This is a genomic window from Pseudomonas syringae group sp. 247E2 (genome assembly GCF_032587795.1).
Taxonomy (GTDB): domain Bacteria; phylum Pseudomonadota; class Gammaproteobacteria; order Pseudomonadales; family Pseudomonadaceae; genus Aquipseudomonas; species Aquipseudomonas amygdali.
This window is the reverse complement of the sequence record NZ_JAWHPK010000008.1, coordinates 368,428-382,500: the sequence shown is the minus strand read 5'-3', so window position 1 is coordinate 382,500 and position 14,073 is coordinate 368,428. Positions and strand designations below refer to the sequence as shown.

General features: G+C 58.3%; 16 protein-coding genes (1 of these 16 only partly in view). 10 read left to right on the top strand and 6 right to left on the bottom strand.

Annotation, left to right across the window (positions count from 1 at the left end):
- Positions 1-1,003, bottom strand: the 5' portion of a protein-coding gene (locus RYC18_RS08960) for an acyl-CoA dehydrogenase (RefSeq protein ID WP_004659038.1). 179 nt of this gene lie to the left of the window's left edge; the window shows 1,003 of its 1,182 coding nt (coding positions 1-1,003); its start codon is at positions 1,001-1,003; its stop codon lies beyond the left edge, outside the window.
- Between the two features lie 155 nt (positions 1,004-1,158).
- On the opposite strand from RYC18_RS08960, the gene RYC18_RS08955 reads away from it, so the two are divergent.
- From RYC18_RS08955 to RYC18_RS08910, 10 genes are all read left to right on the top strand, one after another.
- Positions 1,159-2,067 (top strand): LysR family transcriptional regulator, encoded by a 909-nt coding sequence (locus RYC18_RS08955; protein ID WP_316885347.1) that lies wholly within the window; start codon positions 1,159-1,161, stop codon positions 2,065-2,067.
- Positions 2,068-2,488: 421 nt separating this feature from the next.
- Positions 2,489-3,610: a Re/Si-specific NAD(P)(+) transhydrogenase subunit alpha gene (locus tag RYC18_RS08950; protein WP_316885345.1), complete on the top strand. Its 1,122-nt coding sequence runs from the start codon at positions 2,489-2,491 to the stop codon at positions 3,608-3,610.
- A gap of 10 nt (positions 3,611-3,620) precedes the next feature.
- Entirely contained in the window at positions 3,621-3,944 is a 324-nt protein-coding gene (locus tag RYC18_RS08945; protein WP_002555867.1) for an NAD(P) transhydrogenase subunit alpha, read from the top strand.
- Positions 3,941-5,395, top strand: a complete 1,455-nt coding sequence (locus RYC18_RS08940) for an NAD(P)(+) transhydrogenase (Re/Si-specific) subunit beta (protein ID WP_002555868.1) — start codon at positions 3,941-3,943, stop codon at positions 5,393-5,395. Before RYC18_RS08945 ends, RYC18_RS08940 begins: the two co-directional genes overlap by 4 nt.
- Positions 5,396-5,575: 180 nt before the next feature.
- A complete protein-coding gene (locus tag RYC18_RS08935; protein ID WP_005744870.1) occupies positions 5,576-7,069 on the top strand; it encodes an acetyl-CoA hydrolase/transferase family protein in 1,494 nt (497 codons plus the stop codon).
- Between the two features lie 320 nt (positions 7,070-7,389).
- Positions 7,390-7,605 (top strand): DUF1127 domain-containing protein, encoded by a 216-nt coding sequence (locus RYC18_RS08930; protein WP_002555870.1) that lies wholly within the window; start codon positions 7,390-7,392, stop codon positions 7,603-7,605.
- Positions 7,606-7,915: 310 nt separating this feature from the next.
- Complete coding sequence (locus RYC18_RS08925; protein ID WP_002555871.1) at positions 7,916-8,233, top strand: DUF2388 domain-containing protein; 318 nt, start codon at positions 7,916-7,918, stop codon at positions 8,231-8,233.
- Positions 8,234-8,319: 86 nt separating this feature from the next.
- Positions 8,320-8,625 (top strand): DUF2388 domain-containing protein, encoded by a 306-nt coding sequence (locus RYC18_RS08920; protein WP_316885315.1) that lies wholly within the window; start codon positions 8,320-8,322, stop codon positions 8,623-8,625.
- A 38-nt stretch (positions 8,626-8,663) separates the two neighbouring features.
- Positions 8,664-8,984 carry a DUF2388 domain-containing protein gene (locus tag RYC18_RS08915; protein ID WP_002555873.1) on the top strand — a complete coding sequence of 107 codons (321 nt, stop codon included), beginning with the start codon at positions 8,664-8,666 and terminating at the stop codon, positions 8,982-8,984.
- A complete protein-coding gene (locus RYC18_RS08910; protein ID WP_316885312.1) occupies positions 8,981-10,942 on the top strand; it encodes a DUF4105 domain-containing protein in 1,962 nt (653 codons plus the stop codon). The genes RYC18_RS08915 and RYC18_RS08910 overlap by 4 nt, the downstream gene beginning before the upstream one ends.
- Here RYC18_RS08910 and RYC18_RS08905 read toward each other — a convergent pair whose 3' ends face one another.
- The 5 genes from RYC18_RS08905 to RYC18_RS08885 form a co-directional block, all read right to left on the bottom strand.
- Complete coding sequence (locus RYC18_RS08905) at positions 10,943-11,320, bottom strand: SCP2 sterol-binding domain-containing protein (protein WP_316885310.1); 378 nt, start codon at positions 11,318-11,320, stop codon at positions 10,943-10,945.
- Between the two features lie 168 nt (positions 11,321-11,488).
- On the bottom strand, positions 11,489-11,932 hold the full coding sequence (locus RYC18_RS08900; protein ID WP_316885308.1) for a hypothetical protein: 444 nt from the start codon (positions 11,930-11,932) through the stop codon (positions 11,489-11,491).
- 250 nt (positions 11,933-12,182) lie between these two features.
- Positions 12,183-12,458: an HU family DNA-binding protein gene (locus tag RYC18_RS08895; protein ID WP_002555877.1), complete on the bottom strand. Its 276-nt coding sequence runs from the start codon at positions 12,456-12,458 to the stop codon at positions 12,183-12,185.
- Between the two features lie 190 nt (positions 12,459-12,648).
- On the bottom strand, positions 12,649-13,797 hold the full coding sequence (locus RYC18_RS08890) for an NAD(P)/FAD-dependent oxidoreductase (protein WP_005744875.1): 1,149 nt from the start codon (positions 13,795-13,797) through the stop codon (positions 12,649-12,651).
- A 37-nt stretch (positions 13,798-13,834) separates the two neighbouring features.
- The gene (locus RYC18_RS08885) at positions 13,835-14,002 is read right to left on the bottom strand and encodes a rubredoxin (protein WP_002555879.1); all 168 of its coding nucleotides are present in this window, start codon (positions 14,000-14,002) and stop codon (positions 13,835-13,837) included.
- Positions 14,003-14,073: the final 71 nt, after the last annotated feature.

The window sequence follows — 14,073 nt, the reverse complement described above, 5'->3', positions numbered from 1 at the left end:
TGCCGCAGGAATTGCGCTTCATGATCGAGGTAATCTCTACGGCAGCCGTACCTTCGTCTTTCATGCGCCCCAAACGCAGGCAGCCTTGCAGCGCCAGAGTGATTTCAGTCTGCATGTCCGCCAGCTTTTTCTGGATCAACTGATTGGCCGCCAGCGGACGCCCAAACTGTTGACGGTCGAGGGTGTATTGCCGCGCGGTGTGCCAGCAGAACTCCGCCGCACCCAGCGCGCCCCAGGAAATACCGTAGCGCGCAGAATTGAGACAGGTGAACGGACCTTTCAGACCGCGCACGTCCGGGAAGATGTTTTCTTCAGGCACGAACACGTTATCCATGACGATCTCGCCAGTGATCGACGCACGCAGACCGACCTTGCCATGAATAGCCGGGGCGCTCAGACCTGCCCAGCCTTTTTCGAGAACGAAACCGCGGATATCGCCGGCATCGTCCTTGGCCCACACCACAAACACATCCGCGATCGGACTGTTGGTAATCCACATCTTGCTGCCGCTCAAGCGATAACCACCCTCGACACTCCGGGCACGAGTGATCATCGCCCCTGGGTCTGAACCATGGTTGGGCTCGGTCAGGCCGAAGCAGCCAATCCATTCGCCCGAGGCCAGCTTAGGCAGATATTTCTCTTTCTGGGCCTGCGTACCGAATTCATTGATTGGCACCATGACCAGCGAGGACTGCACACTCATCATTGATCGATAGCCTGAATCGATACGCTCGACTTCACGGGCGATCAGCCCATAACAGACGTAATTCAGGCCACTGCCGCCAAACGCTTCCGGAATCGTTGCACCCAGCAACCCCACTTCGCCCATCTCGCGAAAGATGGCCGGGTCGGTTTTCTCGTGACGGAAGGCTTCAAGCACGCGCGGGGCCAGCTTGCTCTGGGCGAACTGCTCGGCAGTGTCGCGAACCATGCGCTCTTCTTCAGTGAGCTGTTGATCCAGCAGCAATGGGTCGATCCAGTTAAAACTTGCTTTACCGCTCATGCCTGTTCCTCACGTTCAGCTGAAAAATCCTGTAACGATCCTAGTCCTGGTATCCCCGGGCGACAAACGAGGTTTTATCAACCTCTTGTGCTAATTTCTCACTCCAAAAGCCGCCTCAGGCCCGCACAACAAAAAGACCAGTGAGAAGAAAGGATATGAGACGCAAAATACCCAGCACCACTGCACTGGTCAGTTTCGAAGCAGCTGCCCGACACGAAAGCTTTACCAAAGCCGCTCACGAGCTGTCCCTGACACAAGGCGCGGTGTGCCGACAGATTGGCGGGCTTGAGGAGTTTCTCGGCGTTGAGCTGTTCCGGCGCTCTCGACGGGGAGTAAAGCTCACGGAGGCAGGGCTTTCCTATAGCCGCCGCGTGGCCCAGCAACTGGACGCAGTCGAGCGCGACACCCTGTCGGTCATGGGCCAACAAGGCGCCAACGCCATCGAGCTCGCCGTGGTGCCGACGTTCGGCACTCAATGGCTGTTGCCACGCCTTAAGGACTTCCAGCACAAGCACCCCGATGTCACGGTTCACCTGACCAACCGCACGCGCCCTTTTCTGTTTGCTGACACCGACTTCGATGCTGCTATCTATTTCGGCGACGCCGACTGGTCCGGCACCCAGTCGCATCGGCTGATGGGTGAAAACTCCATGCCGGTCTGCAGCCCCTCCTTCCTGAACGGGCGAGACCATCTGCAAGCAAGCGAGCTCGCCGAGCTGCCATTGCTTCAACAAACCACGCGCCCCTATGCGTGGCGCCAATGGTTCAACGCGCAGGGCATGGATGTGGCCCGCGATATGACCGGCCCTCGCTACGAGCTGTTTTCGATGCTCGCGCAGGCAGCCATGCACGACATGGGTGTGGCACTGATCCCACCCTTCCTTATTCAGCGCGAACTGCATGAAAAGCGCCTGGTGATTGCCAACGTCTGTTCGCTGCCCGGCAGCAAGGCCTACCACCTGATGATTCCCGAACGGAAAGTGGAGTCGGCATCACTCAGCGCATTTCGCGTCTGGCTGGTCGCTCAGGCCCGGAATTACCAGCTGCCCCAAGAGCAGATCTGAGCAGAATTTCAGGTAGTCAATGAAAGAAAACACCTACAGATGTAACCTTATGTCGCGTTAAAACAACTTCTCGCTCGCCGCAAAAAAAGGACTTACCCCCTAATAGTTACAGGTCTTTTGTCCTATTTTGGCTTGAATGCGAGATTTTCGAGCAAAAAAATATTAATCACCTTTTTTGTACGGAATAGCGCCAAAACCCATACGGGCAATGGCCTGCATCCACTTACTGCGACAATAGGTCACAGTGTGACTTGTAGTTCACCTATAGTTTCGTTACAGAATGTATTGAAGCCCGCAAACTTCGCCTGCAAAATGCCCCGCCCCTGCTGCAAAGGGGCGTGCTGCCTGGCCATGCCAGATGCACCAGCCGTAGTGCACTGGCCTACACACGAACGATAAAAAATCGCGCAGGAGATTTGTCGTGCACATTGGTGTTCCTCTCGAAACGCAAGCGGGCGAAACCCGGGTAGCTGCTACCCCGGAAACCATCAAAAAGCTGATCAGCCAAGGGCACAGGATTACCGTGCAGAGCGGCGCAGGCATTCAGGCCAGCGTTCCGGACAGCGCTTACGAAGCTGCAGGCGCTGTGATTGGGAGCGCGAACGAAGCGTTTGCGGGCGAGTTGATCCTCAAGGTTGTAGCGCCCGACGATAATGAGCTGAGACTGATCAAAAGCGGCTCGGTGGTCATCGGCATGCTCAACCCCTTCAACAATGAACTCATCGGCAAGATGGCCGCACAGGGCATCACCGCGTTCGCCCTGGAAGCCGCACCGCGCACTTCCCGCGCGCAGAGCCTTGATGTGCTGTCTTCGCAGGCCAATATCGCAGGCTATAAGGCCGTGCTGCTTGCCGCCCACCACTACCCGCGCTTCATGCCCATGCTGATGACCGCTGCCGGCACTGTCAAAGCCGCACGGGTGCTGATCCTGGGCGCAGGCGTTGCCGGTCTGCAGGCCATTGCCACCGCCAAACGGCTGGGTGCAGTGGTTGAGGCGTCGGATGTGCGTCCGGCAGTGAAGGAGCAGATCGAGTCGCTGGGTGCCAAGTTCATTGATGTGCCCTACGAGACCGACGAAGAGCGCGAATGCGCCGAAGGCGTTGGCGGTTACGCCCGCCCGATGCCTGCCAGCTGGATGCAACGCCAGGCCGCAGCCGTTCACGAGCGGGCCAGGCTGGCGGACATCGTCATTACTACCGCCCTGATCCCCGGCCGCAAGGCACCGGTGCTGCTCAGCGCCGAAACCGTGGCGCAGATGAAGCCCGGTTCGGTAGTAATCGACCTGGCCGCTGCACAAGGCGGCAATTGCCCGCTGACTGTGGCAGATCAAGTCGTCGTCGAGCACGGAGTGACCATCGTCGGCCACACCAACTTGCCAGCGCTGGTCGCAGCCGATGCTTCTGCACTCTATGCCCGCAACCTGCTGGACTTCATGAAGCTGCTGTTCGACAAGGACGGCACATTCTCGATCAACCTCGAAGACGACATCGTCGCCGCATGCCTGATGTGCCGCGACGGGCAAGTCGTGCGCAAGAACGGCTGAGGACACACCAATGGAAGAGCTGATTTCCCCCGGCGTCTACAACCTGATCATTTTCGTACTGGCAATTTATGTCGGTTACCACGTGGTCTGGAACGTCACGCCCGCGCTGCATACGCCGCTCATGGCCGTCACCAATGCTATCTCGGCCATCGTCATCGTTGGCGCCATGCTCGCCGCCGCACTCACGGTGACGCCGCTGGGCAAAACCATGGGCACGCTGGCTGTCGCACTGGCAGCGGTGAATGTGTTTGGCGGCTTTCTGGTCACTCGGCGGATGCTGGAGATGTTCAGGAAAAAGGCCCCCAAGGCAAAGGATGAGGCGCCGAAGTCATGAGCATGAATCTGGTCACCCTGCTGTATCTGATCGCGTCGATCTGCTTTATCCAGGCACTCAAAGGCTTGTCACACCCCACCACCTCACGCCGCGGCAATCTGTTCGGCATGCTCGGTATGGGTCTGGCGGTCATCACGACAATCGGGCTGGTGTTCAAACTGGCTGCGCTGTCTACCGCTGAAGGTACCAGTGCGGGCATTGGCTACATTGTGGTCGGCCTGCTGGTGGGCGGGACCGCTGGCTCGATCATGGCCAAGCGGGTTGAAATGACCAAAATGCCTGAGCTGGTCGCGTTCATGCACAGCATGATCGGCCTGGCAGCGGTATTCATCGCCATCGCTGCCGTAGTAGAGCCTCAGTCACTGGGCATCGTTGGTCATCTGGGCGATGCCATCCCCGCGGGTAATCGTCTTGAGCTGTTCCTCGGAGCGGCCATCGGCGCGATCACCTTTTCCGGCTCGGTAATCGCCTTTGGCAAGCTGTCGGGCAAGTACAAATTCCGGCTGTTTCAAGGTGCACCAGTACAGTTTGCCGGACAGCACAAGCTCAACCTGGTGCTTGGTCTGGCCACACTGTTCTTTGGTCTGACCTTCATGTTCACCGGTAGCCTTACTGCCTTTGCGATCATGCTCGCGCTGGCGTTCGTGATCGGTGTACTGTTGATCATCCCGATTGGCGGTGCAGACATGCCGGTGGTGGTCTCGATGCTCAACAGCTATTCAGGCTGGGCAGCGGCCGGGATCGGCTTTTCGCTGAACAACTCGATGCTGATTATCGCGGGCTCGCTGGTCGGTTCTTCGGGCGCGATCCTGTCTTACATCATGTGCAAGGCGATGAACCGCTCGTTCTTCAATGTGATCGGCGGTGGCTTCGGCGGCGCAACGGATTCGGCAGGGCCGGCAGGTAGCAAGGAAGCCCGCCCGGTGAAATCCGGCTCGGCAGACGATGCCACCTTCCTGCTGACCAACGCCGACACCGTGATCATCGTGCCGGGTTACGGGCTGGCAGTCGCGCGCGCGCAGCATGCACTCAAGGAACTGACGGAGAAGCTGGTGCACCGTGGTGTCACGGTGAAGTACGCCATTCACCCGGTGGCCGGGCGCATGCCGGGGCACATGAACGTACTGCTGGCCGAAGCCGAGGTGCCTTACGATCAGGTGTTCGAGATGGACGACATCAACTCCGAGTTCGGTCAGGCCGACGTGGTACTGGTGCTCGGCGCCAACGACGTGGTCAACCCGGCCGCCAAGAACGATCCGAAATCGCCCATTGCCGGGATGCCGATTCTGGAGGCATTCAAGGCCAAAACCATCATCGTCAACAAACGCTCGATGGCCAGTGGTTACGCAGGTCTGGATAACGAACTGTTCTATCTGGATAAAACCATGATGGTATTCGGAGACGCCAAAAAGGTGATCGAGGACATGGTGAAGGCCGTCGAAAACGCCTAGCCTGACCCTGCCACATTAAAGCCCCGGCTCGCTTGGCGACCGGGGCTTTTTACATTCTGCGTAACAGTGTTTTGCGCTGAAAGCCGCCAATTAGAGCCCTCAAATGCGACCTTGGTAGCAGGACGAACCTCGTTCAACGCTCTAGACTTGTCGCTCGCTTCTATCTACGAGACAGAATCCATGTACCGTGACCGTATCCGCCTGCCCTCCCTGATGAGCAAGGTTATGAGCGCAGCCGACGCTGCCGCCTTGATTGAAGACGGCATGACCGTCGGCATGAGTGGCTTCACCCGTGCAGGCGAAGCCAAGGCCGTGCCCCATGCGCTGGCCGAGCGCGCCAAAGTGACACCGCTGAAAATAAGCCTGATGACCGGTGCCAGCCTGGGCAATGATCTGGACAAGCAACTGACCGAGTCCGGCGTGCTGTCCCGGCGCATGCCCTTTCAGGTCGACAGCACACTGCGCAAGGCAATCAACAACGGCACGGTGATGTTCATCGATCAGCACTTGTCCGATACCGTCGAGATGCTGCGCAATCGGCAGATCAAGGCGGTGGACCTGGCGGTGATCGAATGCGTTGCGATCACCGAGGAAGGCCATCTGGTGCTCAGTACCTCTGTCGGCAACTCGGCCAGCTTCGCGATTCTGGCCAAGCAGGTGATCGTGGAAATCAACCTGTCGCAGCCGCTGGAGCTGGAAGGTCTGCACGACATCTATATACCCAGCTACCGGCCGACGCGCCTGCCGATTCCGGTGCTGGAAGCAGACTCGCGCATCGGTAGTCATGCAGTGAAGATAGATCCGGCGAAGATCGTCGGTATTGTCATCAGCAACCAGCCAGATTCACCGTCCACCGTCACGCCACCTGACGCCGACACGCAGGCCATCGCCAATCATCTGGTGGAGTTTTTCAAGAAGGAAGTGCGCGAAGACCGGCTTACCGACAAGCTGATGCCACTACAGGCGGGTATCGGCAATATCGCCAACGCCGTGATGCACGGCCTGCTGGCGTCTCCCTTCACGGACCTGACGATGTACTCCGAAGTGCTGCAGGACTCGACATTCGATCTGTTCGACGCGGGCAAACTGACCTTTGCTTCAGGCAGTTCCATGACGTTGTCGGCGACCAAACACGCGGAAGTCTTTGCCGATTTCAATCGCTACAAGTCCAGGCTGGTACTGCGTCCCCAGGAGATCTCCAATCACCCCGAGGTTATCCGCCGCCTGGGCATCATCGGCATCAACACTGCGCTGGAATTCGACCTGTACGGCAACGTGAATTCTACCCACGTGTGCGGGACGCGCATGATGAATGGCATTGGCGGCTCGGGGGATTTCTCGCGCAATGCGCACCTGGCGATATTCGTCACCAAGTCGATTGCCAAGGCCGGCGCGATTTCCAGCGTTGTGCCGATGGTCAGCCATGTCGACCACACCGAACATGACGTCGACATCCTGGTCACCGAGCAGGGCCTGGCAGATCTGCGCGGCCTGGCCCCTCGCGAACGTGCGCGGGTCATCATCGACAACTGCGTACACCCGGATTACCGCGACGCGCTGAACGCCTATTTCAATGCCGCTTGCGTGCTGGGCGGCCATACCCCGCACATCCTGCGCGAAGCACTGAGTTGGCACATCAACCTGGAAGAAACCGGGCGCATGCTGCCGGGCTGAACAGGACAGTTGGAAGTGAACGAGACCTTTCCCGACTCACTTCCTGCTCGTATTCAACAGCTTCTTGAAAAACTGTACTGCTGTACCGGTCATAAAACTGCCTCAAATCGCCAAAATCACCATAATCGACCACAAAATGCACTCATATGGTGCTGACCGGTACAGTTGCCCCATTTATGAACAAAACAGTGCCCAATCACAGTTAACTGAACCCTCACAATACAGGTGAACTGTGTCTATGGAAGCTGGACGCGTGCGAGGAAAATGGGCACCAGTCAAGCAACTCACTTATCCCGCCACAAGCGGAAGGAAGTCACACCATGGAACGTACAATCAGTTCCGATCTGTTCAGCGAAAGCACCGTTACCACTGCAAAAGCTTCTTTGCCTCTGCGTGTATTCGCCAACCTGATGCTCTGGCAGCGTCGCCTGTCCAGCCGCCATCAACTGGCTCGTCTGGATGCACGCCTGCTGGCTGACGCCGGTATCAGCGAATCCCAGCGTTACGAAGAGCTGAGCAAGCCGTTCTGGCGCTAAATCAGCGCTCGCTGGTCCCAGACCTTAAAGTCTCTCGCCAGCAACCCGAATTGCTTCATACACGACCCGTCTCAGGCAACCGAGACGGGTTTTGTCGTTTTCGGGCAGGTACTTAACAGATTGCCAATAACAGCACAGTTTCAGATAAATCAAAAACGTCAGGTACAGTTACCAAATAATGCAAACTGTGCAAGCTGCAGCCATCGACTGCCATGACAAGCGCGCTATCAGTGGGATAGTCTAGCGCTCTACCTCGGCCCTTCGGCCTCGCAGGCAGCCTGTGCCCTTTTGACCACAATGGAACTCGATCATGTCTCTGCTACGTACCCTCGGCGCTGCCTTCCTGTTGACTGCTGCTGCAGGTGCCAACGCCTCCAGCTTTATTGTGACCACTGACGCAGTGGTCGATGCAGTCAATGCATCGACACGTGCCACGTCCAACATTTCCTCCTCTCTGAAAGATGACAAGATCGTTCTGGCCGCCCGAGACGATGCCGCCAGCTTCGTGGCCAGCTCCGGCGACATCCGTAGCGCTCGCCTCGAAGGTGCGCTGCAACACATCCGCCAGGTTCTGCCTGAACTGCAAGCGACCGACAGCCAACTGGCTCAGGCCATTCTGGCCATCTGACCGTTGTGCCCCGGCCACGTGCCGGGGTAGCTCTGGCCAGAGCATTGCGCTAGCCTTGCTACCTGTTTTGCCGGTTCGTGAAAGTCATGCGTTTACTGCACCTTCTGTTTATCGCACCCGTTGCCAGCCTGATGTGCATCAGTCAGGTTCAAGCGTTCGATACGACCACGCAGGGTATGGTCAAGACCGGCTATGCAACCAGTCAGGTCACAACAGCACCTTTCGATAACAAACTCATGATGGCTGCCAGAGACGACGCTGCTGCGTTCATCGCCAGCGACGGAGATATACGCTGTGCCCGGCTTGAGGCCGCGCTGCACGCCCTGCGTCAGGCAGATGCAAAACTTCGTGCCAGCGACCTTGAACTGGCGCAGGCAATCCTCGTCCAATAGCCACTTTCCCCTCTTTGCGTAACTGGAGACGTCACCACATGCGTACCCCGCTGATTGCTGCTTCCCTTGGCCTGCTATTGCTGGCCGATTTTGCCCAGGCTCAGACCGTTGTAGCCACGAGCAACATCATCGTTCGCGCGTTTGGCCGTACCATTGATTTCACCTCGGACACCACTACATCAATTCGCGACTCAAAAGTCGTGCTCCAGGCCAAGGACGACGCCGCCAGTTACGTTGCCAGCGGCGGTGACATCCACGGTGCCCAGCTGGATGCTGCCTTCGATACACTGCGCACTCGCGTACCAGAAGCACGCGGCGCAAGCGATCAGACCCTGGCTGAAGCAATCCTCGCATTGTGAGGCGATTTCGCGCCTGGCTGCTTGCTGGCGCGCTGTCGCTGGTCGGGACGCATGCCTTTGCCAGCCTGAAGCTGGAACTGCACACGGACGGCCTCGATGCGCCGCAACAGCAAGCCAGCCAGATGCTGCTCGACGAAGCCATGCACGCGCTGCCGCCCAGCTTCGTCGAAGCACTGGACCGAACCGTCGAGGTAAGCTGGTCCAGCGACATGCCGCAAAACGCCTACGGTCAGGCGGCGGGCCCTTATCAGCTATACCTCAACAGCCACTTGCTGGCCTCGTTGACCGACGGTTCGGCAGCCACCGCCCAGACAGGCCGTCCACACGGAACGGTGCGCCAGGAGTTGCTCGCCACCGTCCTGCATGAGCTGACCCACGTCTACGACCGCGCCCGCCTGTGGTCGCCCAGCGAGCGAGCGGCGATTTTTCGCTGCACATCACGTAGCAGTTCACTGGGCAAGGTAGGTCTGCCTGACGACTGCCGCGGCCAGACCGAGCGTCGCTTTACCCTGAGTGACGACCCTCGCCTGCTGGACCTGGCGGGCTGGCAGCAATACGTCGGACGCCGCGGTGAACGCGAGGAACATAACGGCCAGGTCGCCCGCAGCCCGGACATCTACGAAACCACCAGCCCGCTGGAATTCGTGGCCGTGAACATGGAGTATTTCCTCCTCGACCCGGCCTACGCCTGTCGTCGCCCGGCGCTGTATGCGTATTACAAAGAGCGCTTTGGCTGGGCACCCGCAGCACGGGATAAATGCCCCACGTACTACCCTTATCTGAATGCCGGCAGCGACTTCGACCGTGAGCCGCTGGGCAAGCTGGACCCCGAGCGGGTCTACGCGGTGGATTATCTGCTCGCCGAGGCGAATCAGAACTGGGCAAGCCGCTGGGGTCACAGCATGTTACGCCTGGTGATCTGCAAACCTGGTCGTCCTCGCGGGCCGGACTGCCGCCTGGACCTCGACCAGCATCTGGTCCTGTCTTATCGGGCATTCGTCGGCGATGTACAGCTATCGAGCTGGGATGGCCTGATGGGTGCCTACCCGTCACGGCTGTTCGTCTTGCCGCTGGCGCAGGTCATCGATGAATACACCAAGACCGAACTGCGCAGCCTGGCCTCCGTGCCAATCAAGCTGTCGCGTCCGGAAATCGAAGGGCTGGTTCAGCACGCTGCCGAGATGCACTGGAGCTACGACGGCAATTACTACTTCCTCTCGAACAACTGCGCCGTTGAAAACCTCAAACTGCTGCGCGCCGGCACGCACAATCCCAAGCTCGTCGGCCTGGACAGCATTTTGCCCAACGGCCTGCTTGAAGTCCTCAAAGGCCGAGGGCTGGCCGATACCAGTGTGCTGGACGACCCCAGAGAAGCATTGCGTCTGGGCTACCGGTTCGATTCCTACCGTGACCGCTATCAAGCCATGTTCGAGGTTTTGAAGAAGCACCTGCCGATCAAGCAGAACACCGTGGAAGAATGGATGGCCCTGCCAGCCAGTGAGCGCAGCCAGTGGTTCGCTAAGGCCGATCTGCGTACCAGTGCTGCGATTCTGCTGCTGGAGCAGGCCAGCCTGCGCAGGCAACTGCTATTGGCCCAGGACGAAGTGAAGCAGAGCTATCTCGGTGCACGCGAAGTGAAAGATGGCAAGGTCTCCAATGCCACCAAAACGCTACAGGAGATCCTCGCCAGCAGTGGCTTTCTCAGCCGGCCAGCCGAGCTGCTCGGCAGCGGCGGGTACGGTTTGCCACAGGCGGGGGAATGGCAGCGGCTTGAAGCAGAAAGCAGTCAACGCCAGAAACAACTCAAGCGCCTGACCGGCGATCTCGACAAGGAAGTGCGCGCCCTGCTGGAGCCCGAACGCGCCAAGGAAATTGCAGCCAACGAAGCCAACCTCAAACAGGTGTCCGAGCACCTTCGGGCGCTGCACAAGGCGGCAGGCGGGCTGCAACTGCCGTGATCAGGCAGCTTTCTTTTTCGGCTTGAGGTATTTGACCAGGCCCTGGAACCAGATCACCAGGGCCGGGTTGCCCTTGATCTGAATATCCTTGTCCTGAATGCCCTTCATGAACGCCAGCTGCTTGTTCTTCGCCTGGAGGGTGTCAAAGCCAAAGGCTGCATCGCGAAACGAGATGGCAAAGGCTGGCTCTGCAACCACACCGCTGGCACTGCGAATGCGCTGATCGTGCACCACGAAGTGACGCGCGATTTTGCCATCTGCGGTCTGTAACTGAAATGTCAGGTCCTTGCCAGCCAACTGCTGCTGGAACGCGGGGTTGTTACGACTGGCGCGGGCCATCAGCATGCCCAGCATCCACAATAGAAAACGAAACTTCATGCTCGGCCTCTGTACGCACTGGATCCGGTGATCAGGATCGGCGTGGCAGTGTAGCGGTTTATTGGCCCAAAACCTGTAGGACAAGATGAATTTCGAAGGAGATCGGTACAAAAACACTTGTTGGACGCAAGGATGCTGCTTCGCGTGGGAAGCAGCATCACGGCAGCATTAACGAATGCTGTTGATGTTGCCTTTGCTGCCGGTGACCTTTACATCAACCTTCTTGAAGATGAAGTAGTCCTTGATGCTGACTTCATAACGCGGTGCCACGATCAGATCGGCACCGGAAGATTTGACCGCCTTGTAAGCCGCAGCAGCCTTGGTGGTCGATACCGGATCAGGCAGCGCCAGACCCAGGCCGCCACCGCCACTTGCACCACCGTAGGTCACGCCATCGGCGAACTCGTTATCGCCGCCGAAACTCAGGAAATTGAACAACACATTGGTGGACGACTCGCCGCTGATGGTACCGCCTACCTTGACGTCCGCCTTGAGGTCGGTTTTGACCGTGCCTTCCAGCGGTGCGCTTGGCTGGCTGACGTTGTAGCTCACGCAGCCGCTGGTAGCGGCGATCAGAGTTGCAACAGCAGCAAACTTCCATAGCTTTTTCATTCGAGATTTCCCAAGAGTAATTGAAGGGGTGCAGCAAGGGCGGGACTCTAAGGGAATCAGCAATAAGAAAAAGTCAGGCAAAGCCGGGGTTTGAGAAGGCATTCATACGAAATTGAGTAGGACAATTCTCACTGAGCGTTTCTACGAATCATCGGCGGTACAAACGACACAAACAAAAAGCGGGCACCCAGTCTGATTGGTATGCCCGCCTGTGAGTTGCCCGCCTCCCGCCGAGGCGCACAACAGGGTGTCAAGGGTTGACGCTGTCTTTCAGGGCTTTCCCCGGTTTGAAGGCCACTGTGTTGCTTGCCTTGATTTTAACCGGCTCCCCGGTCTGTGGGTTCTTGCCAGTCCGGGCACCGCGATGGCGTTGCAGAAAAGTACCGAAGCCTACCAGCGTGACACTGTCCTTACGGTGCAGTGCGCCAGTAATCTCTTCAAGGATGGCATTGAGAACACGATTGGATTGTTCTTTGGTGAGATCCGCCTTTTCAGCAATGGCGGCTGCAACTTCTGGTTTACGCATATGAAGCCTCTTTTACGGTTTTTTGTTTTTATGTCCCGCGCCGCTTTGTAAAAAACGGCAACAAGGCGCCGCGACGGCTCTACGTAGCGGCAGACAAGACCGAGGATGGCATGCCGAACCAGCCCGCGCCAGTGCGCAGGCGGGGTTTATTGACAAAAATACGTGGTCTATCCGACAAAATGACGCGAAATTATGCCAATAACGCAGGCAAAACCTTGTTCAGTGCGAGTTTTTCCATAACTGCCGCACCGGTCAGCGCATAGCCCAGCAGGTTGCCATCTGCGTCATGACACAGCGCCTTGATATCAGCCCCCTGCCCTTCGACACTCCAGCGGCCGTCGGTGCCACGCGGTGGCGGCGAAACCACCAGCGGGCAGGCTGGCGTCTTTACGGTGATCGGCATGGGGCCATATTTTACGGCCATTGGCGTTCCGGCCAGCGTCTGGGCCAACGCCCGAGCGCAGCTCATCAACGGCATGACATAGAGCAGGTTGAGGCCATCGACTTCAGCGCAGTCACCCAACGCATGGATGTTGGCGTGGGAGGTCTGCAACTGGCGATCCACCAGAATACCGCGCCCCGTCTGCAAGCCCGCGGCAGCGGCCAGATCGATGCGTGGGCGCAGACCAATGGCCGAAACCACCAGGTCGCAGTCCATCACCTGCCCGTCCGACAAATGTGCTTGCAGGCCGTCACCACTGCGATTCAGGCGGGTCAGCACCGGGCCCAGGTGGAAACGTGCACCCAGGCTTTCAAGGCCGGTCTTTACCGCAGCCGCAGCGGCAGGTGGTAACAGGGTTGGCATGACCTGCTCGCACGGCGCGACCAGATCCACTTCATAACCGCCCAGAATCAGATCGTTGGCAAACTCGCAGCCAATAAGCCCGGCCCCCAGAATCAGAACCCGACGCTTTCCCGCCGCAGCCGCTCGAAAACGGGCGTAGTCCTGAAGGTCGTTGATCGGGAAAATCGCATCGCCTGCATCACCTTCCACCGGTACGCGGATGGTTTCAGCCCCCCAGGCCAGCACCAGATCGCGGTAGTGAACCGCTTCTTCACCGATCCACAGACGCTTGTGACCCGGGTCGATCCCGCTGATCCGCGTATGCGTGCGAATTTCAGCCTTGAGCTGATCGGCCATTGCACCGGGCTCGGCCATGCTCAACCCGTCGGCTTCCTTGTTTTTGCCAAAGCCGGTGGAAAGCATCGGTTTGGAATAGGACCGCCCATCATCGGCCGTGATCAATAGCAGCGGCGTGTCTGCGTCCAGTTTGCGAAACTCTCGGGCGAGGTTGTAACCCGCAAGGCCGGTGCCGATGATGACCACAGGTGCGCTCATTGTTCTTCCCTATTCATTATTTTTCTGCTGGCTGCTATCAGCCGATTTCGATCATCTCAAAGTCCATTTTGCCCACACCGCAATCCGGGCACAGCCAGTCTTCCGGCACATCCTGCCAGAGCGTACCAGGCGCAATCCCGTCATCCGGCCAGCCGTCGGCTTCGTTATAGATCAGGCCACAGACGATGCATTGCCACTTCTTCATGTTCGGTTCTCTCGTTTATCAGGCTAAATAGCGTGTGACGGTCGATTGCCGTCTGAACGGGCGTTGTACTG

What these genes read in the sequence shown, in the direction of transcription:
- RYC18_RS08955 (WP_316885347.1), top strand. Translation starts at nt 1,159, where the DNA reads ATGAGACGCAAAATACCCAGCACCACTGCACTGGTCAGTTTCGAAGCA.
- RYC18_RS08945 (WP_002555867.1), top strand. Translation starts at nt 3,621, where the DNA reads ATGGAAGAGCTGATTTCCCCCGGCGTCTACAACCTGATCATTTTCGTA.
- RYC18_RS08940 (WP_002555868.1), top strand. Translation starts at nt 3,941, where the DNA reads ATGAGCATGAATCTGGTCACCCTGCTGTATCTGATCGCGTCGATCTGC.
- RYC18_RS08935 (WP_005744870.1), top strand. Translation starts at nt 5,576, where the DNA reads ATGTACCGTGACCGTATCCGCCTGCCCTCCCTGATGAGCAAGGTTATG.
- RYC18_RS08930 (WP_002555870.1), top strand. Translation starts at nt 7,390, where the DNA reads ATGGAACGTACAATCAGTTCCGATCTGTTCAGCGAAAGCACCGTTACC.
- RYC18_RS08925 (WP_002555871.1), top strand. Translation starts at nt 7,916, where the DNA reads ATGTCTCTGCTACGTACCCTCGGCGCTGCCTTCCTGTTGACTGCTGCT.
- RYC18_RS08920 (WP_316885315.1), top strand. Translation starts at nt 8,320, where the DNA reads ATGCGTTTACTGCACCTTCTGTTTATCGCACCCGTTGCCAGCCTGATG.
- RYC18_RS08915 (WP_002555873.1), top strand. Translation starts at nt 8,664, where the DNA reads ATGCGTACCCCGCTGATTGCTGCTTCCCTTGGCCTGCTATTGCTGGCC.
- RYC18_RS08905 (WP_316885310.1), bottom strand. Translation starts at nt 11,320, where the DNA reads ATGAAGTTTCGTTTTCTATTGTGGATGCTGGGCATGCTGATGGCCCGC.
- RYC18_RS08900 (WP_316885308.1), bottom strand. Translation starts at nt 11,932, where the DNA reads ATGAAAAAGCTATGGAAGTTTGCTGCTGTTGCAACTCTGATCGCCGCT.
- RYC18_RS08895 (WP_002555877.1), bottom strand. Translation starts at nt 12,458, where the DNA reads ATGCGTAAACCAGAAGTTGCAGCCGCCATTGCTGAAAAGGCGGATCTC.
- RYC18_RS08890 (WP_005744875.1), bottom strand. Translation starts at nt 13,797, where the DNA reads ATGAGCGCACCTGTGGTCATCATCGGCACCGGCCTTGCGGGTTACAAC.
- RYC18_RS08885 (WP_002555879.1), bottom strand. Translation starts at nt 14,002, where the DNA reads ATGAAGAAGTGGCAATGCATCGTCTGTGGCCTGATCTATAACGAAGCC.